We start from the raw sequence: 17,978 nt of genomic DNA, 5'->3' as shown, positions 1-17,978 counted from the left end.
GTTGTCGGTGCTAGGCTCCCCACGCCCCGCAAAGGGCCCGCGTCAAAGGACCGCTGACGTCAAGGAGTCCAAAGCATCATGACCGCGCTGACCCGTTCTTCCGCCTGGACCGCCCTCGCCCAGCACCGCCAGGACATGGCCGGCACGCACATGCGTGAGCTGTTCGCCGCCGATCCCGGCCGGTTCACGGCCTTCTCGCTGGAGGCGGCGGGGCTGTTCCTCGATTATTCGAAGAACCGCATCACCCGGGACACGGTCGGCCTGCTGCTCGACCTCGCCCGCCAGCAGGATGTCGAGGGCGCCCGCGCCCGCATGTTCGGCGGCGAGCCGATCAACCTGACCGAAAAGCGCGCGGTCCTGCACAGCGCGCTCCGCAACCGCTCCGACCGCCCGGTGACCGTGGATGGCCGCGACGTGATGCCGGGCGTGCGCGCCGTGCTGGAGCGGATGGACGCCTTCGCCACCTCCGTGCGCGACGGCGACTGGCGCGGCTACACCGGCCAGCCGATCACCGACGTGGTGAATATCGGCATCGGCGGCTCCGACCTCGGCCCGGTCATGGCGACGGAGGCGCTGAAGCCCTTCGCCCATGCCCATGTCGCGCTCCATTTCGTCTCCAACGTCGACGGCACCCATCTGGCCGAGCAGCTGAAATGGCTGGATCCGGAGACGACTTTGTTCGTCATCGCCTCCAAGACCTTCACGACGCAGGAGACGCTGACCAACGCCCATTCCGCCCGCCGCTGGTTCCTGGAGAGCGCGACGGACGAGGCGCATGTCGCCAAGCACTTCGTCGCCGTCTCCACCAACGAGGCGGAGGTGCGCAAGTTCGGCATCGACCCCGCCAACATGTTCGGCTTCTGGGACTGGGTCGGCGGCCGCTATTCGCTGTGGTCGGCCATCGGCCTGCCGATCATGATCGCCATCGGGCCGGAGCGCTTCGCCGAGCTGCTGGCCGGCGCCCATGCGATGGACGAGCATTTCCGCACGGCGCCGCTGGAGCGCAACATGCCGGTGCTGCTCGGCCTGCTCGGCGTCTGGTACCGCAATTTCTGGGACGCCTCGTCCTATGCGGTGCTGCCCTACGACCAGTATCTGCACCGCTTCCCCGCCTATCTCCAGCAGCTGGACATGGAGAGCAACGGCAAGTCGGTGACCCGCGGCGGCGAGCCGGTGGATTACCAGACCGGCCCGGTGCTGTTCGGCGAGCCCGGCACCAACGGCCAGCACGCCTTCTATCAGCTGATCCACCAGGGCACCTCGCTGATCCCCTGCGACTTCGTGGCGGCGGCGACCACCCACAACCCGATCGGCGCCGAGGCCGGCGCCCATCACCGCATCCTGTTGTCCAACGTATTCGCCCAGGCGGAAGCGCTGATGCGCGGCAAGACCGCCGACGAGGTGCGGGCGGAGATGGTCAAGGCCGGCAAGCCGGCGGATGAGGTCGAGGCGCTGGTGCCCCACCGCGTCTTCCCCGGCAACCGCCCGTCCAACACCATCTTGATGGAGAGCCTGACCCCGGCGACGCTGGGCGCCCTGATCGCGCTCTACGAGCACAAGGTCTTCGTCCAGGGCATCGTCTGGGACATCAACAGCTTCGACCAGTGGGGCGTCGAGCTGGGCAAGCAGCTGGCCAACACCATCCTGCCGGAGATGGAGAGCGGCCCGGCCGAGAGAGCGCATGACAGCTCCACCACCGGGCTGATGGCGTGGTGGCGGGCGCACCGGTAAGGGCGGCCTCCCCCTTACCCTGCCGCGCCTTCCGCGATCATGGCGAACAGCCAGTCGCGGAAGGCGCGCATGGTCGCCGTCTCCGGCCGCGACTTCAGCGCCGTCAGCCAATAGGCGCCCTTGCACACGGTGACGGCGAAGGGCTGTTCGATCAGGCCGAGCGCCAGCGGCCGGCGGAACATCGCCACCGGGGCCAGCGCCACCCCGGCCCCCTGGATCGCCGCCTCCACCATCAGCGAGGAGGAGTCGAAGACCGGTCCCTTGACCGGCGGCATCGCCGACGGCTCGACCCCGGCGGCGGCGAACCAGCCCGGCCATTCGTCCGAACGGTAGGAGCGCAGCAGGGTCTCGCGCCCGACATCGGCCGGTTCGCGCAGGCGCCGCGCGATCTCCGGCGGACAGAGCACCGACAGCGGCGCATCGAACAGCCGGACCGCGTCGGTGCCGTGCCAGGCGCCGTCGCCGAAGCGGATGGCGTAATCCAGCCCCTCCGCCGCGATGTCGACACGGTTGTTGTTGGTGGACAGGCGCAGGTCGACGAAGGGATGCGCCTCGCGCAAGCGCGGCAGGCGGGGCAGCAGCCAGCCGACGGCGAAGGTCCCGACGGCGCCGACCGTCAGCACCTCGCGGAAGCGCCCGCCCTCGAACTGGTCGAGCAGGCCGCCGATGCGGTCGAACGCCTCCTCCAGCGTCGGCAACAGCGCCCGTCCCTCGTCGGTCAGGGCGAGGCCGCGCGGCAGGCGGTGGAACAGGCTGGCGCCCAGCCGATCCTCCAGCAGCTTGACCTGATGGCTGACGGCGGCCTGGGTGACGCGCAGCTCGATGGCGGCGCGGGTGAAGTTGAGATGCCGCGCCGACGCCTCGAAGGCACGCAGGGCGTTCAACGGCAGATAGGGCCGGACCACGGCTTCCCCGAACGGATGCTTGATGTCAGGGGTGAGCTAGCACCGAATGGGGACAGGGCTCCAGGGAGATGTCGGGGGCACCGTCAGCAGGCGCCCCCAGCAAACCCTCACCGCCCCGTCAGCAGCTTCCGCGTGTGCAGCGCGATCATCCGTTCCTCGTCGGTCGGGATGACATAGACCGGCAGGCGGCTGGCCGGAGTCGAAATCCTCGTCGCGTTGGCCTCGTTGGCCGCCGCGTCGATCTCGATCCCCATCCAGGCCAGCTTGTCGCCGACCCGCGCCCGCACCGGGGCGGAGCGTTCGCCGATGCCGGCGGTGAACACCACGGCATCCACCCCGCCCATCGAGGCGGCGAGCGCGCCGGTCTCCTTGGCGATGCGGAAGCAGAACAGCTCGACCGCCTCCTGCGCATGCGGGTCGCCGCTTTCCAGCAGGGCGCGCATGTCGTTGGAGATGCCCGACACGCCGAGCAGGCCGGACTTGTTGTAGAGCAGCTTCTCGATGGCGCCGGCATCCATGCCCTTGCGCATCAGATAGATCAGCACGCCGGGGTCGATGGTGCCGCAGCGGGTGCCCATCGGCAGGCCGTCGAGCGCGGTGAAGCCCATGGTGCTGTCGACGCTGCGCCCGCCATGGATGGCGCACATGCTGGCGCCGCTGCCGAGATGGGCGACCACCACCCGCGAGTCGGCCAGATCCGGCGCGATCTCCGGCAGGCGGCGGGCGATATACTCGTAGGACAGGCCGTGGAAGCCGTAGCGGCGCACGCCCTCCTCCGTCAGCTCGCGCGGGATGGCGAAGGTCTGCGCCTGCCAGGGCTGGTTGCGGTGGAAGGCGGTGTCGAAACAGGCGACCTGCGGCAGCTCCGGATGCGCCTCCGCCAGCGCCCGCATGGCGGCGAGATTGTGCGGCTGGTGCAGCGGCGCCAGCGGCACCAGACCGTCCAGCTCCTCCAGCACGGCCGGGGTCAGCAGCACCGGGGCGGCATGGCGCACGCCGCCATGCACCACCCGGTGGCCGGCGGCGATCAGCGTCGCCCCGTCCAGCCGCTCCTCGATCCAGTCGAGCAGATAGGACAGCAGGGCGGTGCGGTCGCCGGCCTCCCCCGCCCCCCAGCTCTTCTCGGCGAGCGGACGGCGCTGGGCGTCCTTGGCCTCGAACACCGGCTGGGTGCCGATGCCCGAGATCTGGCCGTTGATGGTGACCACCGGATCCCCGCCGTCCTGATCCCGGAACAGCGAGAATTTCAGGCTGGAGGAGCCGGCATTGATGACGAGGATCGCGTTGGGCATGGGCTTGGATTCTCTCACTCGGCCGCGGAGGCGGCGCCGCGGCGGCGGGCGGCGGCCGACAGCACGGCCACGGCGCAGGAGGCCAGACGGGTGCGGACGGTGTCGGCGCGGCTGGTCAGGATGATCGGCACGCGGGCGCCGAGCACGATGCCGGCGGCGTCGGCATGGGCGAGGAAAGACAGCTGCTTGGCCAGCATGTTGCCGGCCTCCAGGTCGGGAACCAGCAGGATGTCGGCCTGACCGGCCACCTCGGACTTGATGCCCTTGGTGATGGCGGCCTCGCGGCTGATGGCGTTGTCGAAGGCCAGCGGACCATCGAGCACGCCGCCGGTGATCTGGCCGCGGTCGGCCATCTTGCACAGCGCCGCCGCCTCCAGCGTCGAGGCGATCTTGGTGTTGATCGTCTCGACCGCCGACAGGATGGCGACGCGCGGCACCTCGACCCCCAGCACCTTGGCGAGGTCGATGGCGTTCTGGACGATGTGGACCTTGTCCTCCAGCGTCGGATAGATGTTGATCGCCGCGTCGGTGATCAGCAGCGGCCGCGGGTAGGTCGGAACGTTCATCACGAAGACGTGGCTAACGCGCCGGCCGGTGCGCAGGCCGGTCTCCTTCTTCACCACCTCGCCCATCAGCTCGTCGGTGTGCAGGCTGCCCTTCATCACCGCCTCGCACTCGCCGGTGCGGGCGAGCCGCACGCCGGTCTCGGCCGAGGCATGGCTGTGGGCGACATCGACGATGCGGTAGCGCGAGATGTCGAGGCCATGGGCGTCGGCGACCGAGCGGATCTTGGCCGCCGGCCCGACCAGCACCGGATCGATCAGGTTGGCCTCGGCCGCCTCGACGGCGCCGCGCAGCGAGCTTTCGTCGCAGGGATGGACGACGGCGGTCGGCACCGGCGGCAACGACTCGCACTTCTTCAGCATCAGCTCGTGGCCGTCATGGCGGATGACCTGCACCTGCGGCAGCTCCGCCGCGGCGCGGCGGACCTTCTCGGTCGGGGCGATCACCTCGGCGACGCCGGTCGCGACCGTGCGGCCGTCCTGGTTGACGCACAGGCAGTCGAAGACGACCGTGTTGCGCACCGCGTCCTTGGACTTGGCGGTCACGGTGACGGTGACGATGTCGCCGAGCAGCACCGGGCGCTCGAACCGCAGATCCTGGCCGACATAGACGGTGCCGGGGCCGGGCAGCAGGGTGCCGAGAACGGCGGAGATCAGCGAGCCCGACCACATGCCATGGCCGACCACCTTGTGGTCGACGGCGTAATCCTCGTCGACATGGGACGGGTTGAGGTCGCCGGACACCGTCGCGAACAGCTCGATGTCGGACATGGTCAGGCGGCGCGACAGGCTGGCCTGCTGGCCGACGCGGATTTCCTCGAAGGTGACGTTTTCGATCATGGGGCTGCCGTTCCTGCCGGTCTGAACGATGCCGCTGCGACCCGCCGGAGCGGAGGAGGCGGCGGCGATGGCGGTGTCCATACTAGAATGCTCCTGAAAAGGATCGCGGCGCCCGACCAACGGACCCCGCCGGAAGCGGCGGAAACCCGAATGCCGGAGACCGGAACGGATGACCCGGTGACCAGGGCATCCGTCGCGGCGGCAGGCCGTATCCTCCCAAGCCCGGATTCCCGTGCCGCCGGCGCCCCTGGGAGGGCATGCCATGGCGACGGGCCGGGCCCCATCTTGTTGGGTTCCGTCGAAGCGGAACCTTCACCCTCCAAGCTTTCGCCAAGGAGTGTGCTTGTGCGAAAGAAATAGCCCCTATGGCGAGGGCGCCCAATGACCTACATCAATAAAGTCGTCAAGCCATTGTTGCAGCTTGGTTACTGGTTCCGTTTCGAATCAGTGAGCAAACGCAGCATAACCGAAACTTGCGTGGCTGCGGATGGAAAAGCGGAAAGGCCGGCGGAACTGCCACGATTGCGCGGTGCGGCATGACGGAAGACGGGCGGCGGCCCTATTCCGCGGCGGCGCAGCAGGCGCGATGCCGCTCGGCCAGCGGCACGCTGACGGCGAACATCGTGCCATGTCCCGGCCGCGACCGCACGGCGACGGGGTGGTCCAGCACCTGGGCCATGCGGCGGACGATGGACAGCCCCAGCCCCAGCCCGCCCCCGCTGTCACGCTGGTCGGTGCCGCAGCGGTAGAAATCCTCGAAGATCGCCGTCATCTCCGCTTCGGCGATGCCGGGGCCGGTGTCCCACACCTCGATGGACAGGCGCGACCCGCCTTGGCCGTCGGAGCGGCGGCGGCACCCCAGCAGGATGCGGCCTTCGCCGGTGTAGCGCAGGGCGTTGACCAGCAGGTTCCGCACCATCCGCTCCAGCAGGATGGGATCGCTCAGCACGCGGGCGGAACTGGGGACCGTCCGCAGTTGCAGCCCCCGGTCGGTCGCCTGGTCGCCGATCTCCACCGTCAAGCGGCTCAGGATCGTCTGAACCTTGAAATCGACGACCCGCGGCTTGATGGTGCCGACCTCCAGCGCGGAGGTATCGAGCAGGGTCGACAGCAGCATGTTGCCGGCGGTCAGCGCCTCTCCCAGCTTGGTCGCCACCTCGCGCTGACCCGGATCGTCCAGCTTCGACATCAGGATGTGATGGAACAGGCTCATGGCCTGGAAAGGTTGACGCAGATCGTGGCTGGCGGCGGCGAGGAAGCGGCTCTTGGCGTCGTTGGCCCGCTCCGCCTCGGCATGGGCACGGGCCAGCGCCTCCCGGATGGCGGCCGATTCGGTCACATCGATGGCGGCGCACATGATGCCGGTCACCGCGCTGGTGTCGTCACGCATCGGCTCGACCGACAGATCGAGCACCCGGCGGCTGCCGCCATAGGTCAGTTGCAGCTCGCACCGGGCCCCGGCCCCGCTGTCGATCACGGAGCGCTTGATCGCCGACATCCGCTCCGCCTCCTCCTCCGGGAAGAGGTCGGCGTCGGTGTGCCCGATCATCCGTTCCGGCCGCAGGTCGGCGCGCGGGCAGTAAACCCATAAATGGCGGAGCTCGCGATCCTGGCTGAACAGCGTGACCTTGGAACAGCGCAGGGCCAGCCGGAAGCGTTCCTCGCTCTCGCGCAGGGCGCGGGCCATGGCGGCGCGGGCCCGCGCCTCGGTCTGCAACAGGCGCTTGGTCCGCGCCTCCCGCAGGACGTAGGCGGCGACACCGGCGGTCAACAGAAGACCGCCGATCAGCATGCTCCAGGCCAGCCGGTCCTCCGCGCCGAACGAATGCGCCGTTTGCGGCAGCACGATCAGCCGCCAGACCCGTCCGCCATAGGCGATGTCGCGGATGATGACATGCGCCGCCGCGGGACCGGTGAGCTGTTCGACGGAGAGCGGCCGCTCCGGCGGATGGGAAAGCGCGCCGGAATCGCCGAGCGCCCCTTCGGCGGCCAGCAGGCGCGGCGGCGCCCCATCCGACCGCTCCGGGGACTCCAGCAGATAGGCGTCGCCGACGGTCAAGCCGATCCGGCGGGCCGAATCCCGCAGCAACCGCCCGACATCGAAACCGGTCCACAGGAAGCCGGTCAGCACGTCGCAGAGCGGGCGGCCCTCGGCCAGCCCGTCATCGCGATCGACCTCGCGGGAATAGACCGGCAGGTAGATCAGCGCGGTGTTCATCCCCAGCTCCGCCTTCAGCGGCTCGCCTTCCGCGATGATGACACGGTTGGCGGCGCAGGAGCGGACAAGCACGTCGCGCTGGCCGGGGAGTGCGGCCATGTCCAGCCCGATCAGCCCGTCGGCGGAGCGCGGCTCGACGAGGACATTGACGAATTCATCGGCGGGCGATCGATCGTCGGCATCGCGCCCGCCCGGCCCCGCACCGCGCACGGTGAAGAAGCTGTGTCCGGCCGACCGCATCGCCCGTTCCAGCAACGGCACGTCCCGCCCGGCGATCCGGCGCGCCCAAGCGACGGCGCGCAAATTCGGATAGAGCGGCAGCAATGGACCAACAGCGGTGGCGAAGCTGGCATCCGTGACCGGGGCGGGGCCGGTCAACGGACCGCTGAGCGCGCGCAGCAGCAGGCTCTGCTGTTCGAAACGCGCCTTCAGCTCATCCTGGAGCTGGATCGCCTGACGGTCCGCCAGAGCATGCGCGGCATCGCGGGTCGCGCTGCGGATAAGCAGAAAGGCTGCGAGCGACAGGAACAACCCGGCGATGACGATCACCGATAGCGCCGGCGTCCGTCCCCCCTCCAGATACCGCCGCTTCATCCGAACACCTCCACCCAACCCATTCGAACAGGGAATGGCCGGATCGGATCATAGCGAAGGGAAGGCATAAATAGGTATGTTAAAGTTCAGTTCTAAACCAAAAGAAGATATCTTTCTAACCATTGGGGGGATCATCATGGTCGTTATCCCAATGATGATAGGACCGCACCAGTGACATTTTGCCGCATAAGCTCGGCCGCTGTTTCAGAAACGTAATCGCACGGTGGCAAAGTTCGACAACGCTGATGCTTTTCTCCCCGGAATTCTCCGGAACGCGAAGAATTCATTCGCATTCTTCCGCCGATCAAACCGGTTCACGGCCGATCAGGCGGACGACGGCGGCACGCAGGGCGAGCGGCGCCACCGGCTTGTGAAGCAGGGGATAGCCGGACAAGCGCGCCTCGCGCAGTCGCTTGGGGTCGGTGTCGCCGGTCAGGATCATGCCGGGCACCGGATGATCGAACAGCTTGGCGATCTGTCGGATCGCGACGATTCCATTCGCCGCCCCCCTCAACCGCAGATCGGAAATGATGAGGTCGACGGGCTCCGGCGCCCGGCCGATGCGCTCGACCGCCATGTCGTAGGACTCGGCCCCGACGATTCGGCACCCCCATTGCGCCAGCAGCGCCTCCAACGCCGCCAGCACCATGGGATCGTCCTCGATCACCAGGATACGGCTGCGGCTGATGTCCGCGGCGCTGGCCTTCGGTGGGGCGTTCGGAAGGGCGTTCGGGGAGGAGGCCGCCCGTCCGGAAAGGGCTGCCGCCTCGGCGGCGCCCCCCGCCTCCAGTTCGACGGACAACGGAACCGTAACGGTGAAAACGGTTCCCCGTCCCTCAACCGACCGGATCTCCACCCCGAGGCCGAGCTTGCAGGCAAGGCCGCGCACCAGCGTCAGATCGAGCCCCAGGAGTCCCGCCCCCTCCCCCGTCGGCTTCGCCAGTTCGGTCCGCAGGGATCCCAACCGTTGCGGTGTCAGGCCCAGGCCGCTGTCCCACAGCTCGATGCGCAGCCTGTCGCCGCAGGCGCGGCAGCCGAGCAGCACCCGGCCACGCACCGTGCCACGCAGGATGTGGGCGACCAGCCCATGCAGCAGCCGCTCCAGCAACGCGGGATCGGTTCTCACCATGGCCGAGCAGGGCATCACGGTAAAATGCCGCCCACGGTCGGCGAAACGCGGCGCCACCTCCAGCGCCAAACGCATCAGCACCCCGTTCACCGCGTGGGTGCGGATGTCCGGCTCGATCAGCCCGCTTTCCAGGCGGACGAGGTCGAAATGGCCGTCGACCATGCTGCGCATCGATTCAACGGCCTGCGCCATCGAACGCAACAGGTCGCGAGCGGCTGTTCCCCCCTCGGGCCGGACACCGGTCGCTTGATCGAGCCGGCTGTCCAGCGTGCCGATCAGCAGGGACAGCGCGGCCAGAGGTTGACGCAGGTCATGGCTCGCCGCCGCGAAAAGGCGGCCGACCGGATCACGCATCGGCTCGGCCGGGGGCGGCGAGCGGGACGGGGAGCCGCCGAACCACCAGAGCGCTCCCCCCCCGGCAAGCGTCTGCGTCCTGCGCGCCGGGGGCGCTCCGGCCTCCGGCCCGTCGGACAACCGGGACTCCAGCTCATGGGCCTGAAGGCCGATGCTGAGGCGACCGGCCAGTCCCGGCAGAACCGACGCCGCCGGCGTCCAGTCGGCCAGCCGCCCATCGGCGCCGAACACCAGCAGCGGCGGCACAGCGCCACCGGCGTCATCGTGGCTGCCATTCACGGTTCCACCTGCTTCCCATGCCGCATATCTTGATGGGACCCAACAGTAGGGAAGGCATGGCTTGTTGCAAAGCCCGCCATTCGGCGGATCGCACGGGAAGGTCAGGGTGTCACTCACAATCAAATCTTTCATTGTTTTTTCGGTAAATCCAAAGTATTTCCTGGCCACCCTCGCTGTTCTGCCGCGATTCGCTAAATATCCGGCGATGGTTCCACCCCGACCTTCAGCGTTTGTTAGGAATAGTTCGCAATGATGCCGGGATGGATTGCGACACGCAGATTTGCGCCGATGGCAAAGGTGATGGGACCGGGTCCGGGGAATTCCCGTCCGCCGATCCGATGCTGTTCGCCATGCTGCAACTTCCGGACGCCGTCGCGATACTGGAGGCGCTCCATGACGGCGCCGGCGCGCTGACCGATCTGGAATGGCGCTCGGCCAATCGGGCGGCGGAGCGGCTGTTGGGCATCGCTCCGCTGGCCGGACGGCGGCTGCGCGGCGGCGGCACCGATGCCGCCTGTCCGACCCTGTTCGCCACGCTGGCCGATGCCTTGCACGGCCCGGTGCAACGCACCGTTTCGGCATGGCGCGGCACCATACCGGTGCGCTGGCGCGTGGCGGCCGGTCCGACGCCCGGCGGGCTGTGCGCCGTCCTGACCGATCTCGGCCCCGAGACTTCCTCCATCGCCGAGGCGCTGGCCGAGAACCTGACCGCCGCCCTGGACCTCAGCGCCGAGAGCTTCGCCCTGTTCGATCATGAGGACCGGCTGGTTCATGCGAATGAGCGGCTGAAGAGGGACCTGCCGACCATCGCCGACAGGCTTGTTCCCGGCGTGCCGTTCGAGGAGTTGGCCCGCGGCTTCGCCCTGGCCGACCCGCGCCTGGCCACGGAAGAGGAACGCGCCGCCTGGATCGCCGCGAGGCTGGACCGCCATCACCGGCTGGAGCCGCCGATGGTCGTGCCCCTGGCGGACGGGCGCTGGCTGCTCAGCCGCGAACATGCGGTGCCGGGCGGCGTGCTGGTCCATTACACCGACGTCACCATGCTGAAGCTGAACGAGGAGCGGCTGCGGCTGCGCGAGGCCGAGGCCCGCGCCGCCCGCGGCGAAGCGGAGGCCGCCAGCCGCGCCAAGAGCGCCTTCCTGGCGCAGATGAGCCACGAGTTGCGGACGCCGCTGAACGCGGTGCTGGGCTTCTCGGAGATGCTGCTGACGGAGGCGTTCGGACCGCTGGGCAATCCGCGCTACCGCAGCTATGTCGGCGACATCCGCGATGCCGGAACCCATCTGCTGGCGCTGATCGACGACATCCTCGAGCTGTCGCGGCTCGACGGCGGCGGCATGCCGATGGCGGCGGAAGGGGTCGACCTGGACATGCTTTCGCTGCGGGTCGTCACCGCCCTGCGGGAGGCGGCGGCGGAAGGCGGCGTCATCATGCGACGCGAGGTGGCGCCCGACCTGCCGCTGCTGCAAGGCGACGCCCAGTCCTTGACCCAGATGCTGACCAACCTGCTATCCAACGCCGTCACCCATACCCGCCCTGGCGGCGAGGTGGTGCTGACCGCTCACCTGATGCCCGATGGCGGGATCGGCGTGATGGTGGCCGACACCGGTGTCGGCATCCCGACCGCCGATCTTCCCCGCATTCTCGACCCGTTCGATCCGCCGGACTCCACCATCGCCCGCAACTCCTGCGGGACCGGCCTGGGGCTGCCAATCGTCAAGCGGCTGGTGGAGATGCATGGCGGACGGATGGAACTGACCAGCCAGCCCGGTGTCGGCACCTCCGTCGTTCTGGTGTTCCCGGCCGAGCGCAGCCTGCCGCGTGACCGCTGCCGACCGGCCCCCCTGCCGCCCGTCATCCTGCCGGACTGATCCGGACAGGCTGATCTGGCTGGGCTGATCCGGCCCCCCGGCTTTTGCCCCTTGGCACCAGGCCGCGGACCGGTCATTGTCCCAGTCATGTTCCTGACCCGTTCCTGTTTCGATGGTGGTGGCGCCCGATGAGCGACGATATCGCCGCATCGGTATCCGATGCGGACTCCCGCCCCGGCAAGCCCGGCCTGCCGGCTGGTCCTGAGGATCCCGGCCTGCCGGCCGGGGGAGCCCCGCCGATCTTCCGCGGCGTGCGGCGGGCTCTGGCGATGCGCGGCTATGCCAGCCTGACCGAATTCCGGCTGGCGAGCGGCCGGCGGGCCGATGTGCTCGCCATCGACGAGGCCGGCGGCATCCTGATCATCGAGGTGAAGAGCGGCGTGCCCGACTTCCGCTCCGACCAGAAATGGCGGGAATACCGCGACTGGTGCGATGCCTTCTATTTCGCCGTCGATGACGGTTTCCCGACCGAGTTGATCCCGCCGGACTGCGGCGTGATGGTCGCCGACGCCTATGGCGCGGAAATCCTGCGCGAGGCGCCGGTGACCAAGCTCGCCGCCGCCCGCCGCAAGACCTTGCTGCTGCGCGCCGCGATGACCGGCGCCGGCCGCCTGCACCGGATTGAGGATCCGATGTTCACCCAGATGTAGATCGGATCGCGTAAAACGGATTCCCCGACCGTGGGGATGCGCGACGGCGTCGGACCGGCTAGATCGGATCGCGTAAAATCGGAATCGATTTGAAGCGTGAATCCGATCGTCAGACATAAAGCCATAGCGTTGTGCGTTTCATATTAAACGCACAACGCTATAAACTGATCTCCTCACATCAACCGGAAAGAGCGGGCCGGCATGACGGCGGAGCGGACGGGGGGCACGTCCCACATGCATATTCTGCTGGTGGAGGACGAGACGGTCACCCGCCTCGCCGCACGCGCCGTGCTGGAACGGGCCGGCCATCGGGTGGTGGCGGTGGCGGATGGCGCCGCCGCGGTCGCCGCCGCCACACACACCATCTTCGACCTGATCCTGATGGATTTGGAGTTGCCCGACCTGCCGGGGGACCAGGCGGTGCGGGCCATCCGCCGGCTGCCGCACGGTGCGGCGCCGCGTATCCTGATGCTGACGGCCAGCGCCGGCTGGCGGGGCAACGACCGCTGTTCCGGCTGCGGCGCCGACGGCGTGCTGGCCAAGCCGCTGCGGCTCGACATGCTGGCGGGTCTGCCGGATGGGTCGGCGCGGCCGGCGCCGACGGCGGCGGAACCGGCGGCCGAACCGGCATTCGACGAGGGGGCGATCAGGACGATGCGGGAGATTCTGCCCGCCGCCCGTGCCGCCGAACTGATCGAAAGAACCGCCGAGGTGCTGCGCGAGCACGGGCAGGCGCTGAACGAGGCCTTGAGACAGGAAGACCTGGGCACCGCCGGGGCGATGGCGCACAAGATCGCCGGCGTGTCGGGCCAATATGGCTGCCTCGACCTGCGCCGGGCGGCCCGCGCCCTGGAAGCGGAGCTCGATCGGCCAAAAGCCGATCCGGCGCGACGGGCCTTGCTCGCGGAGGGGCTGGCCGGCGCGCTGGCGCCGGCGCTGGCGTTCCTCAAGGGATGCGCCGCCGCGGCGCGTGGGTAACTCCCGAAACGGAAAGGGACGGGCGTCAGCCGCGCTCGCCGGGCGACACGGCGACGCAATGGTGCCCGCTCTTGGTCAGGACGGAGCAGGCCTTGCGGGCATCCTTCTCGTCCAGACCGATCAGGCGGGCGCGATAGACGGTGTCCTTGCCGGTCTTCGCCTCGACCACGCTGGCCTTGGCCGAGCGCAGCAGGAACGGCGCCTGCTTGACCGCCTGCGCCACCGCCTTGTTGCCCGCCGCCTTGCTGGAGAAGGCGCCGACCTGAACCCCCCAACGCGAGGAGGCATTGCCGGCGGACTTCTCCGGCCGCTCCGGGGCGGCCGGGACCGCCGCGGTCTGCAAGGAGGCGCGGACCGGCTTGGCGGCCTTCACCACCGTCTCTTCGGTATCCTCGTCATCATCGTCCCCCTCGCCGTCGACGGCGTCGGACCGGCTGGTGTCGAGGCTCGCCACCACCGGCTCGTCGTCGCGGCCGCGGTTGGGCCGGCCGAAGGCCTGGTCGAGCAGCGCCGCCATCTTGTTGTCGCGCGAGACGGCCGACTTGCCGCCCAGCACCACGCCGACCAGACGCCGCCCGTCGCGCACCGCCGACGCCGCGAGATTGAAGCCGGAGGCGACGGTGTAGCCGGTCTTGATGCCGTCCATGCCCTCGTAGCGGGACATCAGGCGGTTGTGGTTGGGCAGGGTCCGGCCGCCATAAACGAAATTGCGGCGGCTGAAATAGGGGTAGTATTTGGCATGGTCGCGCATCAGCGCGCGGGACAGCGCGGCATAGTCGCGGGCGGTGGTCACCTGCTCCATGTTCGGCAGGCCGGAGGCGTTGCGGTAGACGGTGTGGCGCATCCCCAGCTCGCGGGCCTTGCGCGTCATCATCTCGGCGAAGCGGGATTCGGTGCCGCCCAGCGCCTCGGCCAGGACGACGGCGGCGTCGTTGGCCGACTTGGTGACGAGGCCGAGGATCGCCGTCTCCACCTTCAGCGTCTGGCCGGCGCGCAGGCCGAGCTTGGTCGGCGACATGCTCTCCGCCCAGGACGAGACCGGCAACTGCTGGTCGAGGGTCAGGCGACCATCCTCCAGCGCGTCGAAGGTCAGGTAGAGGGTCATCATCTTGGTCAGCGACGCCGGATGGGTGATGGCGTCGGCGTCCTGGTCGATCAGCACCTGCCCGGTCCGGGCATCGACCACGATGGCCGCGGCCTTCGCCGCCAGCGCCTCGGCCGCGGACAGGCAGGACCCGGCCGTCACCATCCCCAGCAGCGCGGCGGCCGCGAGCAGATGGCGACCGACACCCGCCGCACTCCGCCCACCGGCCGCATCCGCCGCGCGAAAGGCGAACGGAAACAATCCGTTACGAACGGTGTTGCGCGTTACACTCATGATGGCCCCGCCAACCGCTAGATCCTGGTGCTTGGTTCGATGGTAAATTCGTGCGAAATCAGTGTCTAGCATGAATTCGTTAATTTACCGCTTTGGCTTTTCTCGGTGTTTGTGGCCAAAATCGCGGGTCCTGGGGATTAGGAATTGGGAAGCGGTGGAAACGGCAGGGCCGGGCTTGCCGTTTCACCCTTCATGCTCCACCTACCAGGGGCCGCCGACGCGAGGCAAGCGACAATGAACCAGGGTCAACAAAGAACCGCAAGGCTCCCTGTCCGCCGCCACCGGACCGCCCGCGCCATCGCCGCGGCGGCCATGGCGGCATCGCTGCTGGCGCTCGCCGGCTGCGGTTCGCTCGGGCCGACCGACAATCCGCTGGCGCGCAAGCTGACCTGGTTCAGCTACCTGAACGGCGACGATCTGCGGTCGAGCTGCGGCAAGGATGGCGCCGACCGCTTCCGCCTGATCTTCAACGCCGACTACAACCGGCATGTGCGGACCTACGACATCGTCCGGGAGGCCGACCGCGGCGGCGCGGCCGTGGAAGCCCATGTGATCGAGGCGACCGACCTCGCCCGCCTGACCCTGGCCGACCCGTTCTCCGCCGCCCGCGGCCGCACCGCGACGCTGCAACTCGATGCCACGCAATATGACAGCTTCATCGGCCGCCTGCGCGAGGACGGGGCCTTCGACCCGCCGCCGGACGGGCTGCGGCTGCCCTCCAACGGCTTCTACTGGCTGATCAGCGGCTGCCGGGGCGGTCAGTGGTTCTTCACCGCCTACCGCTACCCGTCGAGCCGCTTCACCGACGCCGGCTTCCCGGAGCTTCTGCGCGGCATCGACGCCACCGGCATCGCCTTTCCCGGACTGCCGGCTCCCGACGACGCGCCGCGTACCCTGCCCTCCTCCGGCCAGCTGGCCGACGGCGGCGTCTTCTTCGAGGTGCGGATCGGCCGCGACGGACGCGGCCATTACGGGCTGGTCGGTCCGACCGCCCCCTTCGGGGCGCTGCTGTTGAGCGCCCTTCCGCGGGACTGATGCCGCCGCCGCGCCGGTCGGCGCGGATACCGGATCAGGCCGTCTCGTCGGCGGTCCGGCGCACGCGCATCTCCTCGGGCACCAGCGTCTCGACCCACGGGCCGTCCGGCATGCGGCGGGCCAGTTCGGTCAGGTTGCGGTTCCACCACTGGCGCTGTTCGCCCAGATCGTCGTAATCATAGTTGGACTGGCGCCAGCTGCGCGATTCGGCGTGGTAGGACACCATGTCGATCGGAAAGCCGACGTCGTTGGTCGAGAAGCGGGTGCTGTCGAAGGAGAGATAGGCCAGCTTCAGCGCCGTCTGCATGTCGGTGCCATAGGTCAGCGCCCGGTCCAGGATCGGCTTGCCATAGGCGGTGGCGCCGATCGACAGGTAGGGTGTGCGCTCGTCCACCTCGATCCAGTTGCCCTCCGGATAGACCAGGAACATGTAGGGCTCGCGGTCCTCGGCCAACTGTCCGCCGATGATGGCGTGCAGGTTGAAATTCAGCTTGGACGCCTCCAGCGACTCCCGGTCCTCCGCGGCGACCTGCCGCAGGCAGGCGGTGAAGGCCGACACCGCGTCCAGCATGGTGGGATAGGACTCGCCCCGGCGCTTCTGCATGTCGCGGCGCAGATAGGCCAGCGTCTTGTCGCGGACGCTGCGCAGGCCGGAATTCATGATGAAGAAGCGGTCGCCGCCGCTGCCCATCATCGTCACCTTGCGGGCCGACGAGAGTTGCGAGCCGCTGGTGATCCGGCCGTCCGACAGACCGATCAGGCCGTCGCGGGTCTTGATGCCAAGGCAATAGGTCATGATCGAAAGGGTCCCGAAATGCGGCCTTGAGAGCGGACGGTCGGGCGCGCCGCGTCCAAGCGCCGCACCTGACCATTGGCCAGGGCGGATGCCGCCCACGGCCACGCTACACTTGTCGCAGCCTCGGTAAAGTCTTCGTTAAAGAATTCCGCCATCAAGGCCATCGACGGCGCCGGCCGACAACGGCGGGGACGAGGCCGCGGATGGAATTTCGCGCGGCCGGGACGCGGCGCGGCTGAAGGGTGGTACGCCCGATACCCTCCGATCGGACTGTTGACACCGCGCCGTGCTTAGCCCATAAAAGTCTTATATTGCAGTGCAGCATTCCCCGGTATTCCACGCGGTGCCGGGACCGTCACGGCGACGGCTGCACAGCGTGAAAACGCAACGCGCCACGCCGCCGGCGGGTCCCGTGCCACGCATGGCGGCGGCCGGTCTCGCCAGACAGGTCAGCAAGTCAGGTCAGCAAATCAGGTCCATCATCCAAAAGCCGGCATCAGCCGGGCCGCCATCAGCCAGGAAGGAACGCGCGCCATGAACCAGTTCTCGCCGAAGTCGCTCGAAACCGTCGCCGCCCAGGCCAAGGAACAGTATGAGGGCCTGGTGAAGGCTGGCCAGGAGCAGACGGTCAAGCAGTTCGAGCAGACCGCGACCGCCGCCAAGGAGCAGTTCGAGAAGACCGCCGCGCAGCTGCTGAAGAGCTACGAGGATCTCCAGGCCGCCGGCAAGGCCAATGTCGAGGCGCTGATCGCCAGCAGCACCATCGCCGCCAAGGGCGCCGAGGATCTGGGACGCGAGGTCGTCGCCTACGGCCAGTCGGCACTGGACAAGTCCATCACCACCGGCAAGGCCCTGCTGACCGCCCGCACCCTGCAGGAAGTGGTCGAGTTGCAGAACGACTTCCTGAAGTCCAGCTTCGACTCGCTGCTGGCCGAGACCAGCCGCCTGCAGGAGCTGGGCACCAAGGTCACCAACGACGCGCTGGCCCCGCTGAACGCCCGCGTCACCGCGACGGTCGAGACCTTCTCCAAGCCGATCGCCGCCTGACGGGACGGCTGCCGACTTAGGGGGGCCGAACCGCTGTTCGGCCAAGCCCCGGCATCGCCGACGGCCCGGCAACCCTCACGCGGTTGCCGGGCCGTTTTGCGTGCGCATCCGGATTGCCACCGGGCCGCCAAACAAGCCGTCACGGGGCATCCTCCTGCGCGCCGGAAGATTTTGTGCAGCGCACAATTCGCCCGTTGACTCGGCGCCCGGCTCCGCCTATCTTTTGCTCATGTTGCAGTGCAACATAGCTCGGGCGCCCGCCCTGACGGGGTCCGAGGGACCGAAGTCCATGCCGCGTCCGGCCGCCGCTTCGCCGGG

14 protein-coding genes are annotated in these 17,978 nt (G+C 68.7%); 7 read left to right on the top strand and 7 right to left on the bottom strand.

Annotated elements, in window-relative coordinates; genetic code table 11:
- Positions 1-78 precede the first annotated feature (78 nt).
- On the top strand, positions 79-1,731 hold the full coding sequence (gene pgi, locus AZL_RS03685; RefSeq protein WP_012973325.1) for a glucose-6-phosphate isomerase: 1,653 nt from the start codon (positions 79-81) through the stop codon (positions 1,729-1,731).
- A gap of 14 nt (positions 1,732-1,745) precedes the next feature.
- Here the strand turns inward: pgi and AZL_RS03680 are convergent, their stop codons facing one another.
- The 3 genes from AZL_RS03680 to AZL_RS03670 form a co-directional block, all read right to left on the bottom strand.
- Positions 1,746-2,636: a LysR family transcriptional regulator gene (locus tag AZL_RS03680; RefSeq protein WP_012973324.1), complete on the bottom strand. Its 891-nt coding sequence runs from the start codon at positions 2,634-2,636 to the stop codon at positions 1,746-1,748.
- A gap of 107 nt (positions 2,637-2,743) precedes the next feature.
- The gene (locus tag AZL_RS03675; protein ID WP_012973323.1) at positions 2,744-3,928 is read right to left on the bottom strand and encodes an acetate/propionate family kinase; all 1,185 of its coding nucleotides are present in this window, start codon (positions 3,926-3,928) and stop codon (positions 2,744-2,746) included.
- A 14-nt stretch (positions 3,929-3,942) separates the two neighbouring features.
- Entirely contained in the window at positions 3,943-5,331 is a 1,389-nt protein-coding gene (locus AZL_RS03670) for a bifunctional enoyl-CoA hydratase/phosphate acetyltransferase (protein WP_012973322.1), read from the bottom strand.
- Positions 5,332-5,712: 381 nt separating this feature from the next.
- On the opposite strand from AZL_RS03670, the gene AZL_RS36210 reads away from it, so the two are divergent.
- Positions 5,713-5,871, top strand: a complete 159-nt coding sequence (locus tag AZL_RS36210; RefSeq protein ID WP_158305958.1) for a hypothetical protein — start codon at positions 5,713-5,715, stop codon at positions 5,869-5,871.
- Between the two features lie 19 nt (positions 5,872-5,890).
- On the opposite strand, the gene AZL_RS03665 is transcribed toward AZL_RS36210, so the two are convergent.
- Together AZL_RS03665 and AZL_RS03660 are read right to left on the bottom strand one after the other, a co-directional pair.
- Complete coding sequence (locus AZL_RS03665) at positions 5,891-8,143, bottom strand: CHASE domain-containing sensor histidine kinase (protein WP_012973321.1); 2,253 nt, start codon at positions 8,141-8,143, stop codon at positions 5,891-5,893.
- A gap of 304 nt (positions 8,144-8,447) precedes the next feature.
- Positions 8,448-9,905 carry a hybrid sensor histidine kinase/response regulator gene (locus AZL_RS03660; RefSeq protein WP_042442468.1) on the bottom strand — a complete coding sequence of 486 codons (1,458 nt, stop codon included), beginning with the start codon at positions 9,903-9,905 and terminating at the stop codon, positions 8,448-8,450.
- A 350-nt stretch (positions 9,906-10,255) separates the two neighbouring features.
- Here AZL_RS03660 and AZL_RS03655 point away from each other — a divergent pair, with 350 nt between their 5' ends.
- The 3 genes from AZL_RS03655 (at position 10,256) to AZL_RS03645 (ending at position 13,404) form a co-directional block, all read left to right on the top strand.
- Entirely contained in the window at positions 10,256-11,776 is a 1,521-nt protein-coding gene (locus AZL_RS03655) for a sensor histidine kinase (protein ID WP_063828231.1), read from the top strand.
- Between the two features lie 128 nt (positions 11,777-11,904).
- On the top strand, positions 11,905-12,426 hold the full coding sequence (locus AZL_RS03650; protein WP_012973318.1) for an MmcB family DNA repair protein: 522 nt from the start codon (positions 11,905-11,907) through the stop codon (positions 12,424-12,426).
- Positions 12,427-12,660: 234 nt separating this feature from the next.
- Positions 12,661-13,404: a response regulator gene (locus AZL_RS03645; protein WP_148219180.1), complete on the top strand. Its 744-nt coding sequence runs from the start codon at positions 12,661-12,663 to the stop codon at positions 13,402-13,404.
- Positions 13,405-13,429: 25 nt separating this feature from the next.
- Here the strand turns inward: AZL_RS03645 and AZL_RS03640 are convergent, their stop codons facing one another.
- A complete protein-coding gene (locus AZL_RS03640; protein ID WP_148219179.1) occupies positions 13,430-14,782 on the bottom strand; it encodes a D-alanyl-D-alanine carboxypeptidase family protein in 1,353 nt (450 codons plus the stop codon).
- Positions 14,783-15,016: 234 nt separating this feature from the next.
- On the opposite strand from AZL_RS03640, the gene AZL_RS03635 reads away from it, so the two are divergent.
- Positions 15,017-15,817, top strand: a complete 801-nt coding sequence (locus AZL_RS03635; RefSeq protein WP_247894262.1) for a hypothetical protein — start codon at positions 15,017-15,019, stop codon at positions 15,815-15,817.
- 34 nt (positions 15,818-15,851) lie between these two features.
- Here AZL_RS03635 and AZL_RS03630 read toward each other — a convergent pair whose 3' ends face one another.
- Positions 15,852-16,613, bottom strand: a complete 762-nt coding sequence (locus tag AZL_RS03630) for a proteasome-type protease (protein WP_012973314.1) — start codon at positions 16,611-16,613, stop codon at positions 15,852-15,854.
- A gap of 534 nt (positions 16,614-17,147) precedes the next feature.
- On the opposite strand from AZL_RS03630, the gene AZL_RS03625 reads away from it, so the two are divergent.
- Entirely contained in the window at positions 17,148-17,660 is a 513-nt protein-coding gene (locus AZL_RS03625; RefSeq protein ID WP_012973313.1) for a phasin family protein, read from the top strand.
- Positions 17,661-17,978: the final 318 nt, after the last annotated feature.

Source organism: Azospirillum sp. B510 (genome assembly GCF_000010725.1).
Taxonomy (GTDB): Bacteria; Pseudomonadota; Alphaproteobacteria; order Azospirillales; family Azospirillaceae; genus Azospirillum; species Azospirillum lipoferum_B.
Note: the sequence above shows the minus strand (reverse complement) of the source record. Positions and strands in the feature narration are given on the sequence as shown.

What these genes read in the sequence shown, in the direction of transcription:
- AZL_RS03675 (WP_012973323.1), bottom strand. Translation starts at nt 3,928, where the DNA reads ATGCCCAACGCGATCCTCGTCATCAATGCCGGCTCCTCCAGCCTGAAA.
- AZL_RS03630 (WP_012973314.1), bottom strand. Translation starts at nt 16,613, where the DNA reads ATGACCTATTGCCTTGGCATCAAGACCCGCGACGGCCTGATCGGTCTG.
- AZL_RS03640 (WP_148219179.1), bottom strand. Translation starts at nt 14,782, where the DNA reads ATGAGTGTAACGCGCAACACCGTTCGTAACGGATTGTTTCCGTTCGCC.
- AZL_RS03650 (WP_012973318.1), top strand. Translation starts at nt 11,905, where the DNA reads ATGAGCGACGATATCGCCGCATCGGTATCCGATGCGGACTCCCGCCCC.
- AZL_RS03665 (WP_012973321.1), bottom strand. Translation starts at nt 8,143, where the DNA reads ATGAAGCGGCGGTATCTGGAGGGGGGACGGACGCCGGCGCTATCGGTG.
- AZL_RS03670 (WP_012973322.1), bottom strand. Translation starts at nt 5,331, where the DNA reads ATGATCGAAAACGTCACCTTCGAGGAAATCCGCGTCGGCCAGCAGGCC.
- AZL_RS03625 (WP_012973313.1), top strand. Translation starts at nt 17,148, where the DNA reads ATGAACCAGTTCTCGCCGAAGTCGCTCGAAACCGTCGCCGCCCAGGCC.
- AZL_RS03655 (WP_063828231.1), top strand. Translation starts at nt 10,256, where the DNA reads ATGCTGCAACTTCCGGACGCCGTCGCGATACTGGAGGCGCTCCATGAC.
- AZL_RS03645 (WP_148219180.1), top strand. Translation starts at nt 12,661, where the DNA reads ATGCATATTCTGCTGGTGGAGGACGAGACGGTCACCCGCCTCGCCGCA.
- pgi (WP_012973325.1), top strand. Translation starts at nt 79, where the DNA reads ATGACCGCGCTGACCCGTTCTTCCGCCTGGACCGCCCTCGCCCAGCAC.
- AZL_RS36210 (WP_158305958.1), top strand. Translation starts at nt 5,713, where the DNA reads ATGACCTACATCAATAAAGTCGTCAAGCCATTGTTGCAGCTTGGTTAC.
- AZL_RS03635 (WP_247894262.1), top strand. Translation starts at nt 15,017, where the DNA reads ATGAACCAGGGTCAACAAAGAACCGCAAGGCTCCCTGTCCGCCGCCAC.